The organism is Bordetella tumulicola (assembly GCF_965138755.1).
GTDB lineage: Bacteria > Pseudomonadota > Gammaproteobacteria > Burkholderiales > Burkholderiaceae_B > Bordetella_A > Bordetella_A tumulicola.
In genome coordinates this window covers 658,582-673,719 of sequence record NZ_CBCSFP010000002.1, presented here as the reverse complement: position 1 = coordinate 673,719, position 15,138 = coordinate 658,582, and the positions used below count along the sequence as shown (strand labels likewise).

16 protein-coding genes are annotated in these 15,138 nt (G+C 60.8%); 7 read left to right on the top strand and 9 right to left on the bottom strand.

Features of this window, described 5'->3' with window-relative positions; all coding sequences use genetic code 11:
* Nucleotides 1-131: 131 nt before the first annotated feature.
* Together ACNAZS_RS08855 and ACNAZS_RS08850 are read left to right on the top strand one after the other, a co-directional pair.
* Nucleotides 132-995: a MurR/RpiR family transcriptional regulator gene (locus ACNAZS_RS08855; protein ID WP_415788304.1), complete on the top strand. Its 864-nt coding sequence runs from the start codon at nucleotides 132-134 to the stop codon at nucleotides 993-995.
* A gap of 174 nt (nucleotides 996-1,169) precedes the next feature.
* Nucleotides 1,170-1,694 carry a nuclear transport factor 2 family protein gene (locus ACNAZS_RS08850; protein WP_415788302.1) on the top strand — a complete coding sequence of 175 codons (525 nt, stop codon included), beginning with the start codon at nucleotides 1,170-1,172 and terminating at the stop codon, nucleotides 1,692-1,694.
* A 16-nt stretch (nucleotides 1,695-1,710) separates the two neighbouring features.
* Here the strand turns inward: ACNAZS_RS08850 and ACNAZS_RS08845 are convergent, their stop codons facing one another.
* From ACNAZS_RS08845 to ACNAZS_RS08810, 8 genes are all read right to left on the bottom strand, one after another.
* The gene (locus ACNAZS_RS08845) at nucleotides 1,711-2,838 is read right to left on the bottom strand and encodes an NADH:flavin oxidoreductase/NADH oxidase (protein WP_415788300.1); all 1,128 of its coding nucleotides are present in this window, start codon (nucleotides 2,836-2,838) and stop codon (nucleotides 1,711-1,713) included.
* The gene (locus ACNAZS_RS08840; RefSeq protein WP_415788298.1) at nucleotides 2,835-3,806 is read right to left on the bottom strand and encodes a flavin reductase; all 972 of its coding nucleotides are present in this window, start codon (nucleotides 3,804-3,806) and stop codon (nucleotides 2,835-2,837) included. The genes ACNAZS_RS08845 and ACNAZS_RS08840 overlap by 4 nt, the downstream gene beginning before the upstream one ends.
* 13 nt (nucleotides 3,807-3,819) lie before the next feature.
* On the bottom strand, nucleotides 3,820-4,203 hold the full coding sequence (locus tag ACNAZS_RS08835) for a VOC family protein (protein ID WP_415788296.1): 384 nt from the start codon (nucleotides 4,201-4,203) through the stop codon (nucleotides 3,820-3,822).
* A 13-nt stretch (nucleotides 4,204-4,216) separates the two neighbouring features.
* Nucleotides 4,217-5,104 (bottom strand): MaoC/PaaZ C-terminal domain-containing protein, encoded by an 888-nt coding sequence (locus tag ACNAZS_RS08830; RefSeq protein WP_415788294.1) that lies wholly within the window; start codon nucleotides 5,102-5,104, stop codon nucleotides 4,217-4,219.
* A 23-nt stretch (nucleotides 5,105-5,127) separates the two neighbouring features.
* A complete protein-coding gene (locus ACNAZS_RS08825; protein WP_415788292.1) occupies nucleotides 5,128-6,072 on the bottom strand; it encodes an SDR family NAD(P)-dependent oxidoreductase in 945 nt (314 codons plus the stop codon).
* Between the two features lie 74 nt (nucleotides 6,073-6,146).
* The gene (locus tag ACNAZS_RS08820) at nucleotides 6,147-6,941 is read right to left on the bottom strand and encodes an enoyl-CoA hydratase/isomerase family protein (RefSeq protein ID WP_415788290.1); all 795 of its coding nucleotides are present in this window, start codon (nucleotides 6,939-6,941) and stop codon (nucleotides 6,147-6,149) included.
* Between the two features lies 1 nt (nucleotide 6,942).
* On the bottom strand, nucleotides 6,943-8,145 hold the full coding sequence (locus ACNAZS_RS08815; protein WP_415788288.1) for a CaiB/BaiF CoA transferase family protein: 1,203 nt from the start codon (nucleotides 8,143-8,145) through the stop codon (nucleotides 6,943-6,945).
* Between the two features lie 2 nt (nucleotides 8,146-8,147).
* Nucleotides 8,148-9,242, bottom strand: coding sequence for an LLM class flavin-dependent oxidoreductase (locus ACNAZS_RS08810; protein ID WP_415788286.1), 1,095 nt, complete (start codon nucleotides 9,240-9,242; stop codon nucleotides 8,148-8,150).
* A gap of 214 nt (nucleotides 9,243-9,456) precedes the next feature.
* On the opposite strand from ACNAZS_RS08810, the gene ACNAZS_RS08805 reads away from it, so the two are divergent.
* From ACNAZS_RS08805 to ACNAZS_RS08785, 5 genes are all read left to right on the top strand, one after another.
* Nucleotides 9,457-10,404: a LysR family transcriptional regulator gene (locus ACNAZS_RS08805; protein ID WP_415788284.1), complete on the top strand. Its 948-nt coding sequence runs from the start codon at nucleotides 9,457-9,459 to the stop codon at nucleotides 10,402-10,404.
* A 124-nt stretch (nucleotides 10,405-10,528) separates the two neighbouring features.
* On the top strand, nucleotides 10,529-11,332 hold the full coding sequence (locus tag ACNAZS_RS08800) for an SDR family NAD(P)-dependent oxidoreductase (RefSeq protein WP_415788282.1): 804 nt from the start codon (nucleotides 10,529-10,531) through the stop codon (nucleotides 11,330-11,332).
* A gap of 137 nt (nucleotides 11,333-11,469) precedes the next feature.
* A complete protein-coding gene (locus tag ACNAZS_RS08795) occupies nucleotides 11,470-12,444 on the top strand; it encodes a Bug family tripartite tricarboxylate transporter substrate binding protein (RefSeq protein ID WP_415788280.1) in 975 nt (324 codons plus the stop codon).
* A 20-nt stretch (nucleotides 12,445-12,464) separates the two neighbouring features.
* On the top strand, nucleotides 12,465-13,634 hold the full coding sequence (locus ACNAZS_RS08790) for a thiolase domain-containing protein (protein ID WP_415788278.1): 1,170 nt from the start codon (nucleotides 12,465-12,467) through the stop codon (nucleotides 13,632-13,634).
* Nucleotides 13,635-13,636: 2 nt separating this feature from the next.
* The gene (locus ACNAZS_RS08785; RefSeq protein ID WP_415788276.1) at nucleotides 13,637-14,041 is read left to right on the top strand and encodes a Zn-ribbon domain-containing OB-fold protein; all 405 of its coding nucleotides are present in this window, start codon (nucleotides 13,637-13,639) and stop codon (nucleotides 14,039-14,041) included.
* Here ACNAZS_RS08785 and ACNAZS_RS08780 read toward each other — a convergent pair.
* Complete coding sequence (locus tag ACNAZS_RS08780) at nucleotides 14,025-14,993, bottom strand: LysR family transcriptional regulator (RefSeq protein ID WP_415788274.1); 969 nt, start codon at nucleotides 14,991-14,993, stop codon at nucleotides 14,025-14,027. The genes ACNAZS_RS08785 and ACNAZS_RS08780 overlap by 17 nt on opposite strands.
* Between the last annotated feature and the right edge of the window lie 145 nt (nucleotides 14,994-15,138).

Below are 15,138 nucleotides of genomic sequence, written 5' to 3'. Positions count from 1 at the left end.
TGTGTTCTAAACAGCAACGATGGTAAATTGAATACTCCAAAATATGAATTTCTGGAGCAAACACTCCATTTCTAGATTTCGGTGCCGCATACCTGGCGGCATCGGCGTGAAAGTTGATGACAGTGGGACCTATGACAAAGCAGGCGATACCCGTCCAAGAGCAACTACGCGATCAGTACGAGAACCTGTCTCGTACCTTGCGGCGAACCGCCACTTGGGTTCTTGCGAATCCGGCAGAAGTCGCGACCCGTCCACTGAACGAGTTGTCTACGCTATCAGGGCATTCGAGCGCCTCATTCATTCGTTTGGCGCAAGAGCTGGGCTACGACGGGTGGAAAGGCCTGCGAGAAGGGTTTGCCCAGATGTTGCGCGACGGGCCCGCCGAGTCGATGTTCGCCGAACGACTGGTCACGTTCAACGCTTTGGCGCGGCCACAAACCATGCTGCGCACGGAACTTCAGAATGTCCAGTCCTGCTATACGGCGGACAATGCAGAGGTCATTCAGGAAACGGTCGAGCGCATGGCCAAGGCGCGCCGAATCGCGCTTATCGGCCGCAGGTCATGCACGCCGGTCATGACCTGGCTTCACTACCTGCTTAGAATCACTTGCCCGGGCGCGATCCTCGCGGATGATCGAGGTGGGGCTTTCGGTTTGGATTTGCTGGGCCTGGACCAACAGGACATGGTCATTTCCGCATCTTTCAGCCCATGCAGCCGGGAAACGGTGGGCGCGACCCGGCGGGCAGCAGCGGCCGGCGCCTGGACATTGGGAATCGTCGACGCGCCGCTCAACGCTTTGGCTCGCGTGACAGACAAACATTTATTAGTCGGCAAAGAATCGGACGCATTCTTCGATTCCATGGTGGGCGCCATGGCAATTGTGCAGTGGCTCGCCTCTGCATGGGCTTTGCGTCTAGGCACGGGCGCTGTGCGGCGAGCGAAGGAATATCAGAAACTGATGGTGGAAACCGGCGCTTTCGAGCCCGAAGAGTAACGGGTCGCCATATCCAATATGGCCCCAAACCCGGATGGGTCTATCCGCCACAACCTGACGGTGGTATGCTAGGAGAATTCCGTTTTTTTTGCGTATAAAGCAGAGCGTTGGGGTAAGCTGATCAAGAAACAAAATATCAATCCATAGATCATCTCGACTCAAGCGCCGACGATTATGCCGCCATCATCCCGTCAAGACGACATACACGACATTGAACAGAACCTATACCGCTACGCTCGCGGCGTAGACCGCAAGGACTGGCCGCAAGTCCGGGCGGCCTATCATGTGGATGCCTATGATAACCACGGCAGCTACAAAGGAGATGTCGACGGCTTCATTGCGTCGCTGGAAAAGCGTCATGCCACCATCGAGCGTTCTATCCACCTGATCAGTAATGTGACGGTGGAGTTCATTGACGATGACAGTGCGCTGGTAGAAAGCTACTTCACGGCGCATCAGCGCATTGCCGCCGGAGTGTCGGGCGACATGGCGGTGGATAATCAGTCCATTGGCCGCTACCTGGATCACGTGACGCGGCGTGATGGCCATTGGCGCATCCAGCGCCGCGATGTGGTGTTCGATTTTTATTTCACCCGGCCCGCTGAGGATTCGCCGCGGCTCACCGCAGATGTCAGCCGGTCGCGCCGCGACGCGGGCGACTTGCTATTCGCCCGGCGCGCCGAACTGGGCCTGAATTGAAGCACACCATGTCGACCTAGCGGAGCAGGATAGTATCTTGCGACGGCACACCGTCGCGAGTGGCCCCGCGTAGATACTGGTGGGGAACATCTACCTTCGCCCCCAGGGCTTCGGCGGCATGCCAGGCCCATCGCGGGTTATATAACATGCCCCGACCCAATGCCACTAGATCGGCCTCTCCGTTGGCAACGATAGCTTCAGCGTGGTCGAAATCGCGGATGAGGCCGACGCACATGGTCGGCACACCGGCTTCGCGCCTGACTTGAGCGGCGTACGGCACTTGATAGCCGGGACCCAATGGGATCTGCGCCCGCGCGCTGCCGCCAGATGATAAATCCATATAGTCGCAGCCACGCGCCTTGAGTTCGACGGCAAAGGCCACGGCATCGTCACCGGTCAAACCACCTTCCAGCCAATCGGTACCATTGAAACGCACGCCGACAGGTTTGTGCGCGGGCCAGATCTGGCGCACAGCGTCGAAGACTTCCAGTGGGAAGCGCATACGGTTCTCGCGGCTGCCGCCGTAGGCATCGGTGCGGGCGTTGCCCAGAGGCGAAAGGAACGAGCTCAACAGATACCCGTGTGCGGCATGGATTTCCAGTAGGTCCAGGCCCAGGCGGTCGGCGCGGCGCGTAGCCTCGGCAAAAGCGCGTATGACACGTTGCATGCCGTCACGGTCCAAGGCCTGCGGAGCTTCCCATTCAGGGCCGAACGGTATATCAGTGGGACCGCAGGTTTGCCAACCGCCTTCGCTGCGCGGCAGATTTCCGCGCCCCTGACCCGGACGGCGCACCGAGGCCTTGCGGCCAGCATGACCCAGTTGGATGCCGATCGGCATGGTGGCATAAGGCCGTACGCTGCATAGCACACGCGACAACGCGGCCTCGTTCTCATCGCTCCACAGGCCGAGGCAATCGGCGGTGATGCGACCGGCCGGCTCAACGCCGGTGGCTTCGATAATCAGCAGCCCGGCACCACTGACGGCGTACTGGCCCAGGTGGATGAGATGCCAGTCGCTGGCATTGCCATCGCGCGCACTGTACTGGCACATGGGCGAGACTACGACCCGGTTGGGCAGCGTCAGGCCGCGCAGCTTGAGCGGTGTGAACAAAGCGCTAGCGGGGGCGGAAACAGGTGTAGTCACTGGGCGGCGTTCCTTTCGCTTTGAAATCGCTGGACATGGCTGAAATAGGTTTCCATGGCGGCCAGCGCACCATCCTGATCACGTGCGCGCAGGCATTCCAGCATACGGCGCCGCAGCGGGGTCAGCTCGGGCTGGTGCATAGCCGGCCAGGTCATCTGGGCCGCTTGCGTATTGACGGCGTGATGCATCAAGGTGCGCAGCGACTGCGCCACGATGGACAGGACGTCATTATGCGCGGCCTGCGTGACCAGATTGAAAAAGTCCAGCGCGGCCCGCGCGCGGCTGGCCATGTCGCCCCGCTGCTTCAGGGCCTCCATGGTATCCAGATGGGCTTCGATTTCGTTGAAGTCTGCGGTGCTGCCTTTCAAGCAAGCCAGCTTCAACAAGATACTGTACACATTCATCCGCGCCTCGATCAGGGCCGACATCGACATGCGCTCATCGCTGGCCAGCTCGCGCAGCGATTGCGCCAAAATCATATAAGCCCCTTTATAGAACACCAGGGGATCATCTTCGCGATGATGCTCGAAGCGTTCGACGCGGCCCACGAAGATGTAATGGTCGCCAGCCTCATATTCGGCATAGGTACTGCAATGAAAGCGCGCCAGGCAGCCCTCGACCAACGGTACGCCGCCATGGCCAGTGCTGCATGGGGTGCCTTCGAACTTGTCCGGAATGCTGGAACTGGCGAAGCGTGCCGACAGTTCGCGCTGGTCTTCGGCCAATACGTTGATGGCGAAATGACTGGCCGCCCGAAAGGCAGGCAGGGACTTACTGGCACGACGCAAGCTCCACAGCACCAAGGGAGGGTCCAGCGACACCGAACTGAAGGAATTGCAAGTCAGGCCTACAGGCTGGCCATCGGACCCACAAGTGGTAATGATTGCGACGCCGGTGGGAAAGGTGCCCAAGGCCCGTCGGAACTCCATGGGGTCAAAAGCCGTGAGGGTATGAGTGTCAGCGGTCATTGCGCACTTGCCTTCAGGATGGTTGCGAATCGGCGGGTTTGCGCGTTGCGCGGCGGAACATCTGAAAGAGGTTGCCTTCCGGGTCGCGTAGCGACATCACCGCTCCATGGTCACCCATGTCGCGCACGCCCAGCACCTGTCCACCTGCGCAGGTAACTTGCGCTTCGATCCCCTCGAAATCGTCTACCTCGTAGATAGGAATCAAACCAGCCTGGGCCGGCTGCGCTTCTTCGCGACTGGAAAGCGCGAAGCGCGCGCCGCCGGCGTCATATTGCACCCAGCGTTGGCCGTCACGAAATTTCAGCGGCAGCCCTAACACGGCGTCGTAGAAGGCGGCCTGCGCATCGATGTCGTTGGCCACCAAGAAAATGCCTTGCAGGCGGCGAGGGGCAGTCATGAGGTGTCCTTACTTATTGGTCGGTTGAGGTGCGCAGCCGAGCGTGGCCTTGCGACAGCACTTCCTTGCCACGCTCTTTGCATAGGCCACGGAACCAGACGGTGTTGTCCGGACCGCGCCACATTTCCAGGCATAGGGTTTCACCGGGGAACATGGGGGCGGCAAAGCGCGCACGGATACTCGCCAGACTCAGCGGGGCATAGGCAACTTCCAGAATGCGCGCCGCTAGGCCGAATGACAGCAGGCCATGGGAAATCGGCCGTTCGAAGCCCGCGGCACGGGCGGAATCGGGATGCGAATGAATGGAGTTGTAGTCGCCGTTCAAGCGGTACAGCAGGGCCGAGTGGCTAAAAGTGGGTAGCTCGCCTTCGATATCGTGCGGTCGGTCGGGACGCGCGGGCGCATCCGGACGCACCACCTGCGACGCCCTATTGCGTGCGGGGCCGGCCGCCTCGAACCCCCCGTCGCCGCGGCAGAAGGTGGTGCCGCCAATAGTGGCCAGCAGCTCGCCAGTGGCGGCATCGTGCAATTCGCGTTCAGTCTGAATAGCGGCGCCTTTGCCGGCGCCCTTGTCCAGCACAGCAGTGACGCGGTTGCGCGAACGGACCGTGCCGTCCGGTGGCAACGGGCGGTGCAGGGTCAGGCATTGTTCGCCATGCACGACGCGAGTACGGTCCACGCCCGTGGCCGGATCAGCCGTCCACGGGCCGGGGTGCGCCAACACAAGCGCCTGCGTGGGAAAAACACGCAGGCGGTCTTCCAGCACATAATTCAGTTGCCACGGATCGACAGGATCGGCACCGAACCCCAGGCTTAGCGCGTACAGCATGGTGTCGCGCCGGGTGTAGCTTTGCGTCTTGGTTTCGAAAGGCCAGGCCAGCAAGGAATCGCCATTGATCACGGTTTTTTTCCGAGTCTGCTGCGTTACTGGGCTTGCCAGGGAAACACATCGCGGGTGCGTTCCAAAGGCGTGAACGAGCTCTTCCATCCTTCGCCGATGTGCTCACGCAACGTGTCCAGTGTCCAGCCGTCGCTGTTGTGCTGGACACGCACCGGACGCGGCTGGCTGTACAAGTACAGTTCATTGCCGCGTACGCCGATAATCTGCCCGCTGATATGGTGGGCGCCGTCGCTGAGCAGATAGGCCACCACAGGGGCGATCTGTTCTGGTCGTGTGCGGGCACGGCGCATTTCCAGATTCTGCGCTTTTTGCTCAGGCGTGGCGCCAGGCACCGATTCGATCATTCGGCTGAACGCGCTGGGGGCGATGCAGTTCGAGCGTACGTTGTAACGCGCCATATCCAGCGCCAGCGAACGCGACAAACCTACGATGCCCAGCTTGGCGGACGCATAATTGGCCTGCCCGATACTGCCGATCAGGCCCGAGGTCGAAGTCATGTGCACGAAGGCCCCGCTTTCCTGCTTGCGGAAATGTTCGGCAGCAGCCCGGCTGACGTAGAAACTGCCGAACAAGTGTACGCGCAGCACCGCTTCGTAATCGGCCGGATCCATTTGATGGAAAATCTTGTCGCGCAGGATACCCGCGTTGTTCACCACGTAATCGATGCGACCATAGGTCTCGATGGCCTGTTCCACCAAGCTGCGCGCTGATTCCCATTCGGACACGCTGGCGGTGTTAGCCACGGCCTTGCCGCCTTGTTTTTCGATCTCACGCACCAAGTCGACGGCAGGGCTGTTGTCGTTGCCTTGTCCATCCAGCGCGGCGCCAATATCGTTAACCACGACACTGACACCCTGGCTGGCCAATAGCAGGGCGACTTCGCGCCCGATACCGCGGCCCGCACCAGTAATAACAGCAACCTTGCCCTGCAGGCTGGATGCCGTGTCGCTTTGCGGTGTAGCTGACATATCAAAGTCTCCGTTGGGGTGTGATTCGCGCCGTCGCGGCATCACAGCCATGGTTGAAAAATCGGTCAATGCGCTCAGCAGTCCTGCCTGGGCGGCTGAGTCCAGGCGGGTGGACGTTTGCCAAGCACGGCCTGCATGCCCTCCAGCGCCTCGGCGCTACGCATGGATGCCACCGACAGCGCTGCCGCGCTCTCGATGGCGACGTCAAAGGGTTGGCCTCTGGCGCGCACCAGCAGGTCTTTACACTGGCGTAGCGCTTGCGGGCCGCATGCAATCAGGCATTGGCACAGCGTATCGAGATCGTCATCCAGCCCAGCGGCGGGGCAGACTTGCTGTACCAGACCGTATGTCTGCGCCAGCAGTGCGCCAAGGGAGCGACCGCCCAGGCACATGGCCAGCGCCTGACGTTGTCCAATGGCCTGGGCCAGCGATACTGCCGTATAGGTGGGCACGATGCCGGCGCGGGCCTCGGGAATCTGGAAGGTGGCATCATCGGCCGCCAGCACCAGGTCACACCAACTGGCCAGGGCCACACCCAGTCCGACAGCCTTGCCTTCGATGACCGCCACAGTGGGCACCGCGCACTGTCTGACCGCTTGCGCCAGCCGCGTGACGGGCGCAATACGCTCGGCAATACTGGCATCGCTGTCGTCCTGCCGGGATTCCAACTCGCGCAAGTCTCGGCCGGCGCAGAATGTTCCGTGAGCTCCGCGCAACACGATGGCTCGTATGCCGTCGCCCTGCCCGGCCGCTTCGTAGGTTTCGCACAGAGCCTGCAGCATGACGCCATTGAGCGCATTGCGCCGTTGCGGATTGTCCAGCAAACAGGTAACGATGCCCATCGGGCTGCGAGTGATCTGAATACTCATGTCACACCACGCCGCGCGCTCGCAACGCCTGAATGCGCTCCGCGCTCAGACCCGCGATGTCGCGCAATATCTCGTCCGCATGCTCGCCCAGTCTTGGGGGCCGGCGCGGTGAATGGTGCGGACCCGCACCCACCTTGAATCCAGTGCCCAGCAGTTTCAGCGGAGCGCCGTTGCCGCTGTCGACCTCCACCACCATGTCATTGGCCAGGCTTTGCGGATGAGTCAGTGCCTGGGCGATAGTGTGCAGCGGCGCAATCGGCACACCGCCGGCCTCCAGGCGCGCCATCCACTCGGCCACAGTACCGCTGGCAAAGATACGCTTGAATTCGTCGATGACCTCGTCGCGACGGGCCAGTCGGCCGGCATTCGTGGCCAGGTCGGGATCGTTTTCCAGATCGGGGCGGCCTACGCACCGGCACAGGCGCCGCCAGGTGCTGTCGTTCAAGGCGCCCGTCAACACTTCGCCATCCTGGCAGGCGAAGACCTGGTAAGGCACAAGGCTCCACAGGCCGGATCCTTCACGGCGCGGCAATGCACCGGTGGATAACCAGCCAACGCCGTGGTAGCCCAGCAGGAACACCGCGGTTTCCAACAGCGACGCATGGACCAGCGTGCCCTGTTGAGTCTGCTCCCGCCCCATCAACGCGGTGAGGACGCCAGAATAGGCCAAAATGCCGGTCGTCATATCAACGAACGATACGCCCGAGCGCACGGGGCCACCGTTGCGTTCACCCGTAAAGGACATGATGCCCGAGAATGCCTGGAATAGCGCGTCATAGCCGGGCCGGTCGGCCAGTTCCCCTTGGGCGCCGAAAGCCGAAATCCCGCAAATGACAAGCCGGGGAAAACGTTCGCGCAGCATCGCAGGATCGATGCCCAACGTGGCGGCCGTGCCGGGCAGAAAGCTGTACAGCAACACGTCCGCCTGCTCCAGCAATGCATACAACACCTGACGCCCCTCCGGGTCTTTCAGGTTCAATGTGATACCGCGCTTGCCGCGATTCACACTCATGAAATTACAGCTCTCGCCGTCGTCGGCGATGGGAGCCCACTGGCGGTTCTCATCGCCGGTGGGGGCCTCAACCTTGATGACATCGGCACCCATGTCGGCCAGCATCTGGCCGCACAGCGGGCCGGCCAGCACGCGACTGACGTCGATAACGCGTATGCCGGACAGCGAACGACCGGAATGAGGGGCAATCATGCTCACGATGCGGCCTCGACGGTAGTGGTTTTCGCGGCCGCCTTATCGCGCGCCAGCTCCTGCTGAATGGTCGGAATGATGACTTGGTTCCACAACTGCAGTTGCTTGAGCATCAGCCCGTGGTCGAAATCGCCGACCTGGGTCTGCAATGCCACATGCACCGGGCGAACCGCGCGGATGTCGCCCAGCAATCGCTCGATAACCGTGTCCACCGACCCCACCGGCAGATTCTTCAACAGTTTCTCGAAGGGCAGTTCTTCCTCGTACGGTTTCTCGGCGACCAGATAGTCGTCTTCCACCGATTCGCGGCGGGTCTTCAGACTGACGGCGATACGTTGTTGGTAGCGAGCGCAGTCTACATAGTGCTCAACCTCGGCCTTGTTGTCGCTGGCGTAGGCAAACCGCAGCATGGCGACCTTGGCCTGGGCCGGGTCCTTGCCCTCGGCCACGCACAGCTCGTCGATCACGCCGCGAAAGCCCCCCAGTCGCTTGGTGCCGCCCAGGCCGCCCGATATGAATACGTGATAATCCGAACGCAGCGCGCGACGCATGAGCAAGGGGTCGCCGCTGGCAATCCAGATGGGCGGCAACGGCTGCTGCGCCGCGCGTACGTTAATGGCAGTCATCGGTTGCTGGTAATGCGCGCCGTCATAGGAAAATTTCTTCTGCGTGAGCCCCAACTCGATCATGTCGAGCATTTCCAGGGTTTTCTCCTTGGCGTTTTCCAGCGAAATACCGAAGCGCTCGAACTCAAACTGCTGATAGCCGCCGCCAATGCCCACGTTCAGGCGCCCGCCAGACAACTGGTCAGCCAGGGCGATCTCGGCGATCAGCCGGGCGGGTGCATACAGCGGCGCCACGACCACGGCCGACCCGACACGGATCTGTTTGGTGACACCGGCGCAATGCGCGGCGACCATCAGGGGCGATGGGCACAGCCCATAGTTGGAAAAATGGTGTTCGGCGTACCAGGCAGCCGCGAAGCCGTTTCTGTCGGCCACTTGGGTCTGCTCGACCGCCTCTTGGATGATCTGCGCGGCCGACTTTTTCTGGTCGCGTTGCTGCATAAGAATGAAAATTCCGAAATCCAGGCCCATGCCTCTCTCCGTTAGTGTTCTGGGGTCCGCGGCGATCGCCATCGGCCGTGCAACCGGTTGAAGAGAATTCTAGGCAGGGATGTAGCGCAGAAGAACGACCAGACGCGTATAGCTTCTTTGCGAAAAATGAAATCAACGTATGATTCAAACACCCCACTGCCCTGGATCCAGACCCGCTCGGCCAGGTAATCCGGCCGACACACCTGGAACTGCCATGAAAGCCCTTGACCCTGTACGAATATTCGTTACCACGCTACAACAGGGCAGCCTGTCCGCAGCGGCACGCGCGCTCGGACTGTCGCCCGCCACGGTTTCCCGCCGCATTGCCGCGCTGGAAGAGGAACTGGGCGTGCGACTGCTGGACCGTAACAGTCGCCAACTGATGGCCACCGAGGCCGGCCAGATCTACCATCAGCGCATGGAACGCATCCTGGAGGATGTTGCGCAAACTGAAAACCTGGCGCGCCACATCAAGCAGGCCCCCGAAGGACAGTTGCGAGTGCATTCGCGCACGCTGCTGGGTATCCGCCTAATTGCCCCCTTGCTGCACCGGTTCTCGGCAAGCTATCCCGACCTGACCGTCGATCTGCACCTGTCCGAAGAGCCCGTTAACCTGATCGAACAGAACTTCGATGTGGATCTGCGCCTGGGCCCGCTAGAAGATTCGTCGTATGTGGCGCGCAAGCTGGCCATAGGCGAGCGCATTGTGGTGGCCAGCCCTTCGTACGTGCGCTCGCATGCGCCGGTGCACGTACCCGAGGACCTGGAAAAGGGCCACAACTGCCTCACCTATCGCAAGCACCGGGAGCCCACCTCGTGGCGCTATCTCAAAGATGAGCAACCTCGCACCCTCGCTGTACATGGCACGGTGTACGCCAATAATGGCGAGGTGCTGCGACGCGCGGCGATCAGCGGCCTGGGTATCGCCCTGCTGGCTGACTGGTCGGTGTCCGACGACGTCAAGGCAGGGCGCCTGGTGCATCTGCTGCCTGGCTACAAACTGACCAACACCACCTTCGACAACGGCGTATATGTGCTGTTTCGCGACACCCGCATGCTGCCCCTGAAAGTCCGCGTGTTCATCGACTTCTTGGCCAAGGCCTTTGCTGAACTGGATCTGGCAGACACGCCGGCCATCATGTCCGCCAAGACGGATACATAAACGCAGCTGTTCCTTTCTTTCATAACCAGCGGATACGCTCGTCTCTAGAATCTCATCATGCCCCTGCTACCGCAGGGTAAGCCTAATAGGCGCTCTCCAGCGCCATGCTTACAGGATGAGACTCATGCCCGCCCGCTCGACACCGCATGCGCGTGTTCCTACCTTTGATTCCCACAGCCTGGACGGCCGCGTCGCCGTGGTTACCGGCGCCGCCGGCGGCCTGGGCACAGCCATTGCACACCGCCTGACGGAAATGGGCGCGACGGTGGTGCTGGTGGACCTGCATGCGCCCAGCCAAGCCAAGTTGCCAGCGGCCGAGGCAATCGCCTGCGATATTGCCGATCCGGCGGCCATCACTGCCATGGCTGCGCGGGTTTGGCATCAGTTCGGACGATGCGATGTCCTGGTCAACAACGCCGGCGTCAAGACCGCGCCGGTGCCCTTGGAAAACCTGCCGCTGGAGGACTGGGACCGAATATTCAACGTCAACGTGCGCGGCGCCTTGCTGTGCACACAGGCCCTGGTGCCATATATGCTGGCACAGTCCAGTGGAAGTATCGTCAATATCGCGTCTATCGGCGCCCAATGGCCCACCCGGGTGGGGGCCTATGCGGCCAGCAAGGCGGCGCTATGCGGTTTAACGCGCCAAATGGCCAATGAATGGGGACCGAGCGGCGTACGCGCCAATTCCGTCAGTCCTGGCATGGTGCGTACGCCCATGTCGGACAACCACTACCGCGATACAGAACAGGTTGCAGCGCGCCTAGCCATGTTGCCATTGCGCAGGTTTGGCGAGCCTGGCGACATTGCCGACGTCGTGGCCTTTCTGGCCAGCGATGCCGCGCGTTTCGTGACCGGACAGGACCTGGTGGCCGATGGCGGGCTGCTGGTGGCGCCGCTGTTCAATATGCAAACACCCGCCCGGTAGTTGCCTCTGGAGCGTACAAATGTCTCAAAGCAGCTTTTCTATTATGGCAACGCTGCGAGGGCCACAGTTTCCTATCATTAGCTCCGAAGTGCCAACGCGTTGCATTGCCAAAATCCAATAATTAATCCGGAGACAAGATGAAATACCCCCGTCTGATATCAGCTTTGTTGGCTACGGCAATGACCGTACCCGTACTACAAGCCGTGGCTGCCGACGCCATGTTCACCAAACCCATCAGCCTGGTGATCCCTTTTTCACCGGGTGGGTCGACAGATCCGGTGGGGCGCATCATCGCGCCCCACCTGAGCAAGGAGCTGGGTCAGCCGGTGGTGGTCGAGAACAAGCCAGGCGCGGCTGGCGCCATCGGCGCGGCCTATGTGGCGCGAGCGGCGCCCGATGGCCATACCATTTTGCTTAATACGGGCGTGGTGGCGGTGCATCCGAACACGCTGAAGAACCCTGGCTATGACGTACGCACTGATCTGATTCCGGTCACCCAACTGGCGGCCGGCCCGTATACCTTGATCGTCAATCCGAAATTGCCGGTCAAGACTATCCAAGAGCTGGTCGCCTACGGCAAAGCCAACCCTGACAAGCTGTTCTACGGAACCTCGGGTACCGGCGGCTCACTGCACCTGTTGACCGAGTTCTTCAAGCACGAAACCGGCCTGAAGATGGTGCATGTCCCCTACAAGGGCAACGGTCCGGTCGTTGCGGCGCTCGTCGGAGGAGACATTCAATTGGCGTTCGACACGATTCCCGGCTCGAGAGCGCTGGCCAGTGACGGACGAGTACGCATCCTGGCAGTGACTTCGCTCAAGCGCAACTCGCTGCTTCCCGACGTGCCCACCATGGATGAAGCCGGATTTCCAGGTTTTGAAGCAGAAACCTGGACCGGCATTTTCCTGCCCAAAGGCACGGATCCGGCCATCGTCAAGCGCTACAACGAAGCACTCGTCAAGGTGTTGCAGATCAAGGAAGTGCAGGAGAGTCTGGCTCAGATCGGCTATGTGGTCGTAGGCAACTCGCCCGAGGCATTCAAAAAGCAGATCGACGATGAACTCGATCGCTGGGCCGAAACAGTCAAGCAAGCGAAACTGACAAAAGAGTAAAGCCGGATCAAGAGGATGACATGAGCATACAAAACAAGGCCTGCATCGTCGGGGCCTATGAACATCCCACGCGTTATGCGCCGGACAAGTCGGTTGCCCAGTTGCACGCCGAATGTGCAGCGGGCGCCTTGGCCGATGCCGGGTTGGACAAGGACGACATCGACGGCTATTTTTGCGCTGGCGATGCCCCGGGGCTGGGACCGTTGTCCATGGTCGACTACATGAACCTGCGTGTCAGGCATATAGATTCCACAGACATCGGCGGCAGTTCCTACCTGGCCCTGGTGGCGCACGCCGCCCAAGCCATTGCGACCGGCAAATGCAATGTGGCGCTGATAACCCTGGCGGGCAAACCGCGTAGCAGCGGCATGGCCACCGGTACCGCGCCCCGTCCCGGTAACCCGGATCAGCCCGATCTGGAATGGGAACTTCCCCATGCCCCGGCCACGGTCAATATGTATGCCATGGCCGCCATGAGGCACATGTACGAGTTCGGCACCACCAGCGAACAACTGGCCTGGATCAAGGTGGCGGCCTCGCACCATGCGCAGCACAATCCCCATGCCATGTTGCGCGATGTGGTTACCGTAGAGCAGGTGCTCGACTCACCCGTCGTAGCCGATCCTTTGCATCGACTGGACTGCTGCGTCATTTCTGACGGCGGAGGGGCATTGCTGGTGGCGCGCCCCGAGGTCGCCCAAAGCCTGAAACGGCCCGTCGTGCGCGTCCTGGGTGCGGGCGAAGCAGTGAAAGGCCAGCTCGGTGGCAAGGTAGATCTTACGTATTCCGGTGCCGCCTGGTCCGGCCCCCTCGCCTTTGACGAGGCGGGAGTCACCCCTGCGGCTATCCAGTACGCCTCGATCTACGACAGCTTCACCATTACGGTGCTGATGCAGTTGGAAGACCTGGGTTTCTGCAAAAAAGGCGAAGGCGGCCGTTACGTGATGGACGGAAACTTGATCTCGGGTGTAGGCAAACTGCCTTTCAACACAGATGGTGGAGGCTTATGCAACAACCATCCCGCCAATCGCGGTGGAATAACCAAAGTGATCGAAGCCGTACGCCAGCTACGAGGCGAAGCCCATCCGGCTGTGCAGGTGCCTGACTGCGCCTTGGCGCTGGCGCACGGAACAGGCGGATCGCTCGGCACTCGGCACGGTAGTGCCACGCTGATTCTGGAAAGGACTTGATAATGGCAGAAAACCCTCAGACGCCGCGCGCCATTGCCGCCACCGTGCGACAACCGGAGTCCGCAGCGTTCCAACAAGCCGCGGCACAAGGAGAATTCTCGATCCCGCGTTGCCAGCATTGCGGACAGACGCATTGGTATCCCCGAGCGCTGTGCCCGTTCTGCTTTTCGCCAGACATTCAGTGGGAGCCCGCCAGCGGGCGCGGCACGATCTACAGCTACACCGTGATGCGCCGAGCCAAGCCAGCCTACGCGGTGGCATATGTGCAGTTGGAAGAAGGCCCCACCATGATGACGAACCTGGTGGAATGCAATTTCGATGAACTGCGTATCGGGATGCCCGTGAAGGTCGGATTCGAGTTAGCGGCCAATGGTACGTGGGTGCCGGTATTCAGCCCAGCGCCCTGACGCTGGCCTCGCGCGCATGAGCAGGAGATCCGGCCACGTACTGAGGCAATAACGGTACCGTGTTCTGCATCCGATCCACCAGAAAATCCACGAACACGCGAACCTTCCTGGAAATATAGCGGGTCTGTGTAAACACGGCGTAGATACCGTTATTGAACGAATAGTTGGTAATGCGGTGGTCCGGCAGGACGTGCTGCAACCGACCTTCACGGACGTCGTCGCCGATGCCCCAATCGGTAAGCAGTGCGATGCCGAGGCCCGACAGCGCTGCTCGCCGCAAGGCTTCGGCATTGTTGCAGTGAAATGACCCGTTGATCTTCAGTTCGCATGATGGTTCACCGTGCCGCGCGGCACGCCACGATGTGGGCTCGGAATCCAGCCTATACGTCAAGCAATTGTGGTGCAGCAGATCCTGCGGCGTACGAATAGGGGGATGGCTGGCCAAGTACTCAGGACTGGCCACCATGATGCGTTCGCTGGGTGCCAACTTACGCACCAATAGCGAAGAGTCTTCCAGTTCACCCAAACGTATGTCTATGTCGAAGTGCTGTTCCATCAGATTGACCGACGACTCTGATAGCTGCAATTCGACCACGACCTTCGGGTACAACAGGCAGAACGCTTTGATGGCGGGGGCAATCAGCTGAATGCCGACCGAGGTGCGCGAGTGGACCCGAAGCAGGCCCTGCGCATCGTCCTGCAACTGGCGGGCCGACTCCTCGGCATGTTGCATGTCCTCGATCACAGCCTTGATGCGGCGGTGGTAGATCTCGCCGGCTTCGGTCAGCATCACCTTGCGGCTGGTACGCAACAGCAGTTGCATATCCAGTTCGGCCTCGAGCGCAGAAATCCGGCGCGACACCGAGGCGGGCGACAAGTTGAATTGCCGGGCCGCTGCAGACAGACTGCCGTCTTGTACAACGCGCAAGAACAAACGTATTGAAGTCAGCAATCGTACGCTCCCCACGGCTCGGAATGGCCGCGCGCCATGCAAATCCAATTATTCAGCGAGTGGCTGAACATGACCACCGCCACAACTGGAAAAGTTGCTTTGCGGATATCGCAAAGCCATGTAGACGTCATTCAGATTCCTCATA

Coding starts and splice junctions, on each gene's coding strand:
- ACNAZS_RS08855 (WP_415788304.1), top strand. CDS start 132: ATGACAAAGCAGGCGATACCCGTCCAAGAGCAACTACGCGATCAGTAC.
- ACNAZS_RS08850 (WP_415788302.1), top strand. CDS start 1,170: ATGCCGCCATCATCCCGTCAAGACGACATACACGACATTGAACAGAAC.
- ACNAZS_RS08840 (WP_415788298.1), bottom strand. CDS start 3,806: ATGACCGCTGACACTCATACCCTCACGGCTTTTGACCCCATGGAGTTC.
- ACNAZS_RS08835 (WP_415788296.1), bottom strand. CDS start 4,203: ATGACTGCCCCTCGCCGCCTGCAAGGCATTTTCTTGGTGGCCAACGAC.
- ACNAZS_RS08825 (WP_415788292.1), bottom strand. CDS start 6,072: ATGTCAGCTACACCGCAAAGCGACACGGCATCCAGCCTGCAGGGCAAG.
- ACNAZS_RS08820 (WP_415788290.1), bottom strand. CDS start 6,941: ATGAGTATTCAGATCACTCGCAGCCCGATGGGCATCGTTACCTGTTTG.
- ACNAZS_RS08815 (WP_415788288.1), bottom strand. CDS start 8,145: ATGATTGCCCCTCATTCCGGTCGTTCGCTGTCCGGCATACGCGTTATC.
- ACNAZS_RS08810 (WP_415788286.1), bottom strand. CDS start 9,242: ATGGGCCTGGATTTCGGAATTTTCATTCTTATGCAGCAACGCGACCAG.
- ACNAZS_RS08805 (WP_415788284.1), top strand. CDS start 9,457: ATGAAAGCCCTTGACCCTGTACGAATATTCGTTACCACGCTACAACAG.
- ACNAZS_RS08800 (WP_415788282.1), top strand. CDS start 10,529: ATGCCCGCCCGCTCGACACCGCATGCGCGTGTTCCTACCTTTGATTCC.
- ACNAZS_RS08795 (WP_415788280.1), top strand. CDS start 11,470: ATGAAATACCCCCGTCTGATATCAGCTTTGTTGGCTACGGCAATGACC.
- ACNAZS_RS08790 (WP_415788278.1), top strand. CDS start 12,465: ATGAGCATACAAAACAAGGCCTGCATCGTCGGGGCCTATGAACATCCC.
- ACNAZS_RS08785 (WP_415788276.1), top strand. CDS start 13,637: ATGGCAGAAAACCCTCAGACGCCGCGCGCCATTGCCGCCACCGTGCGA.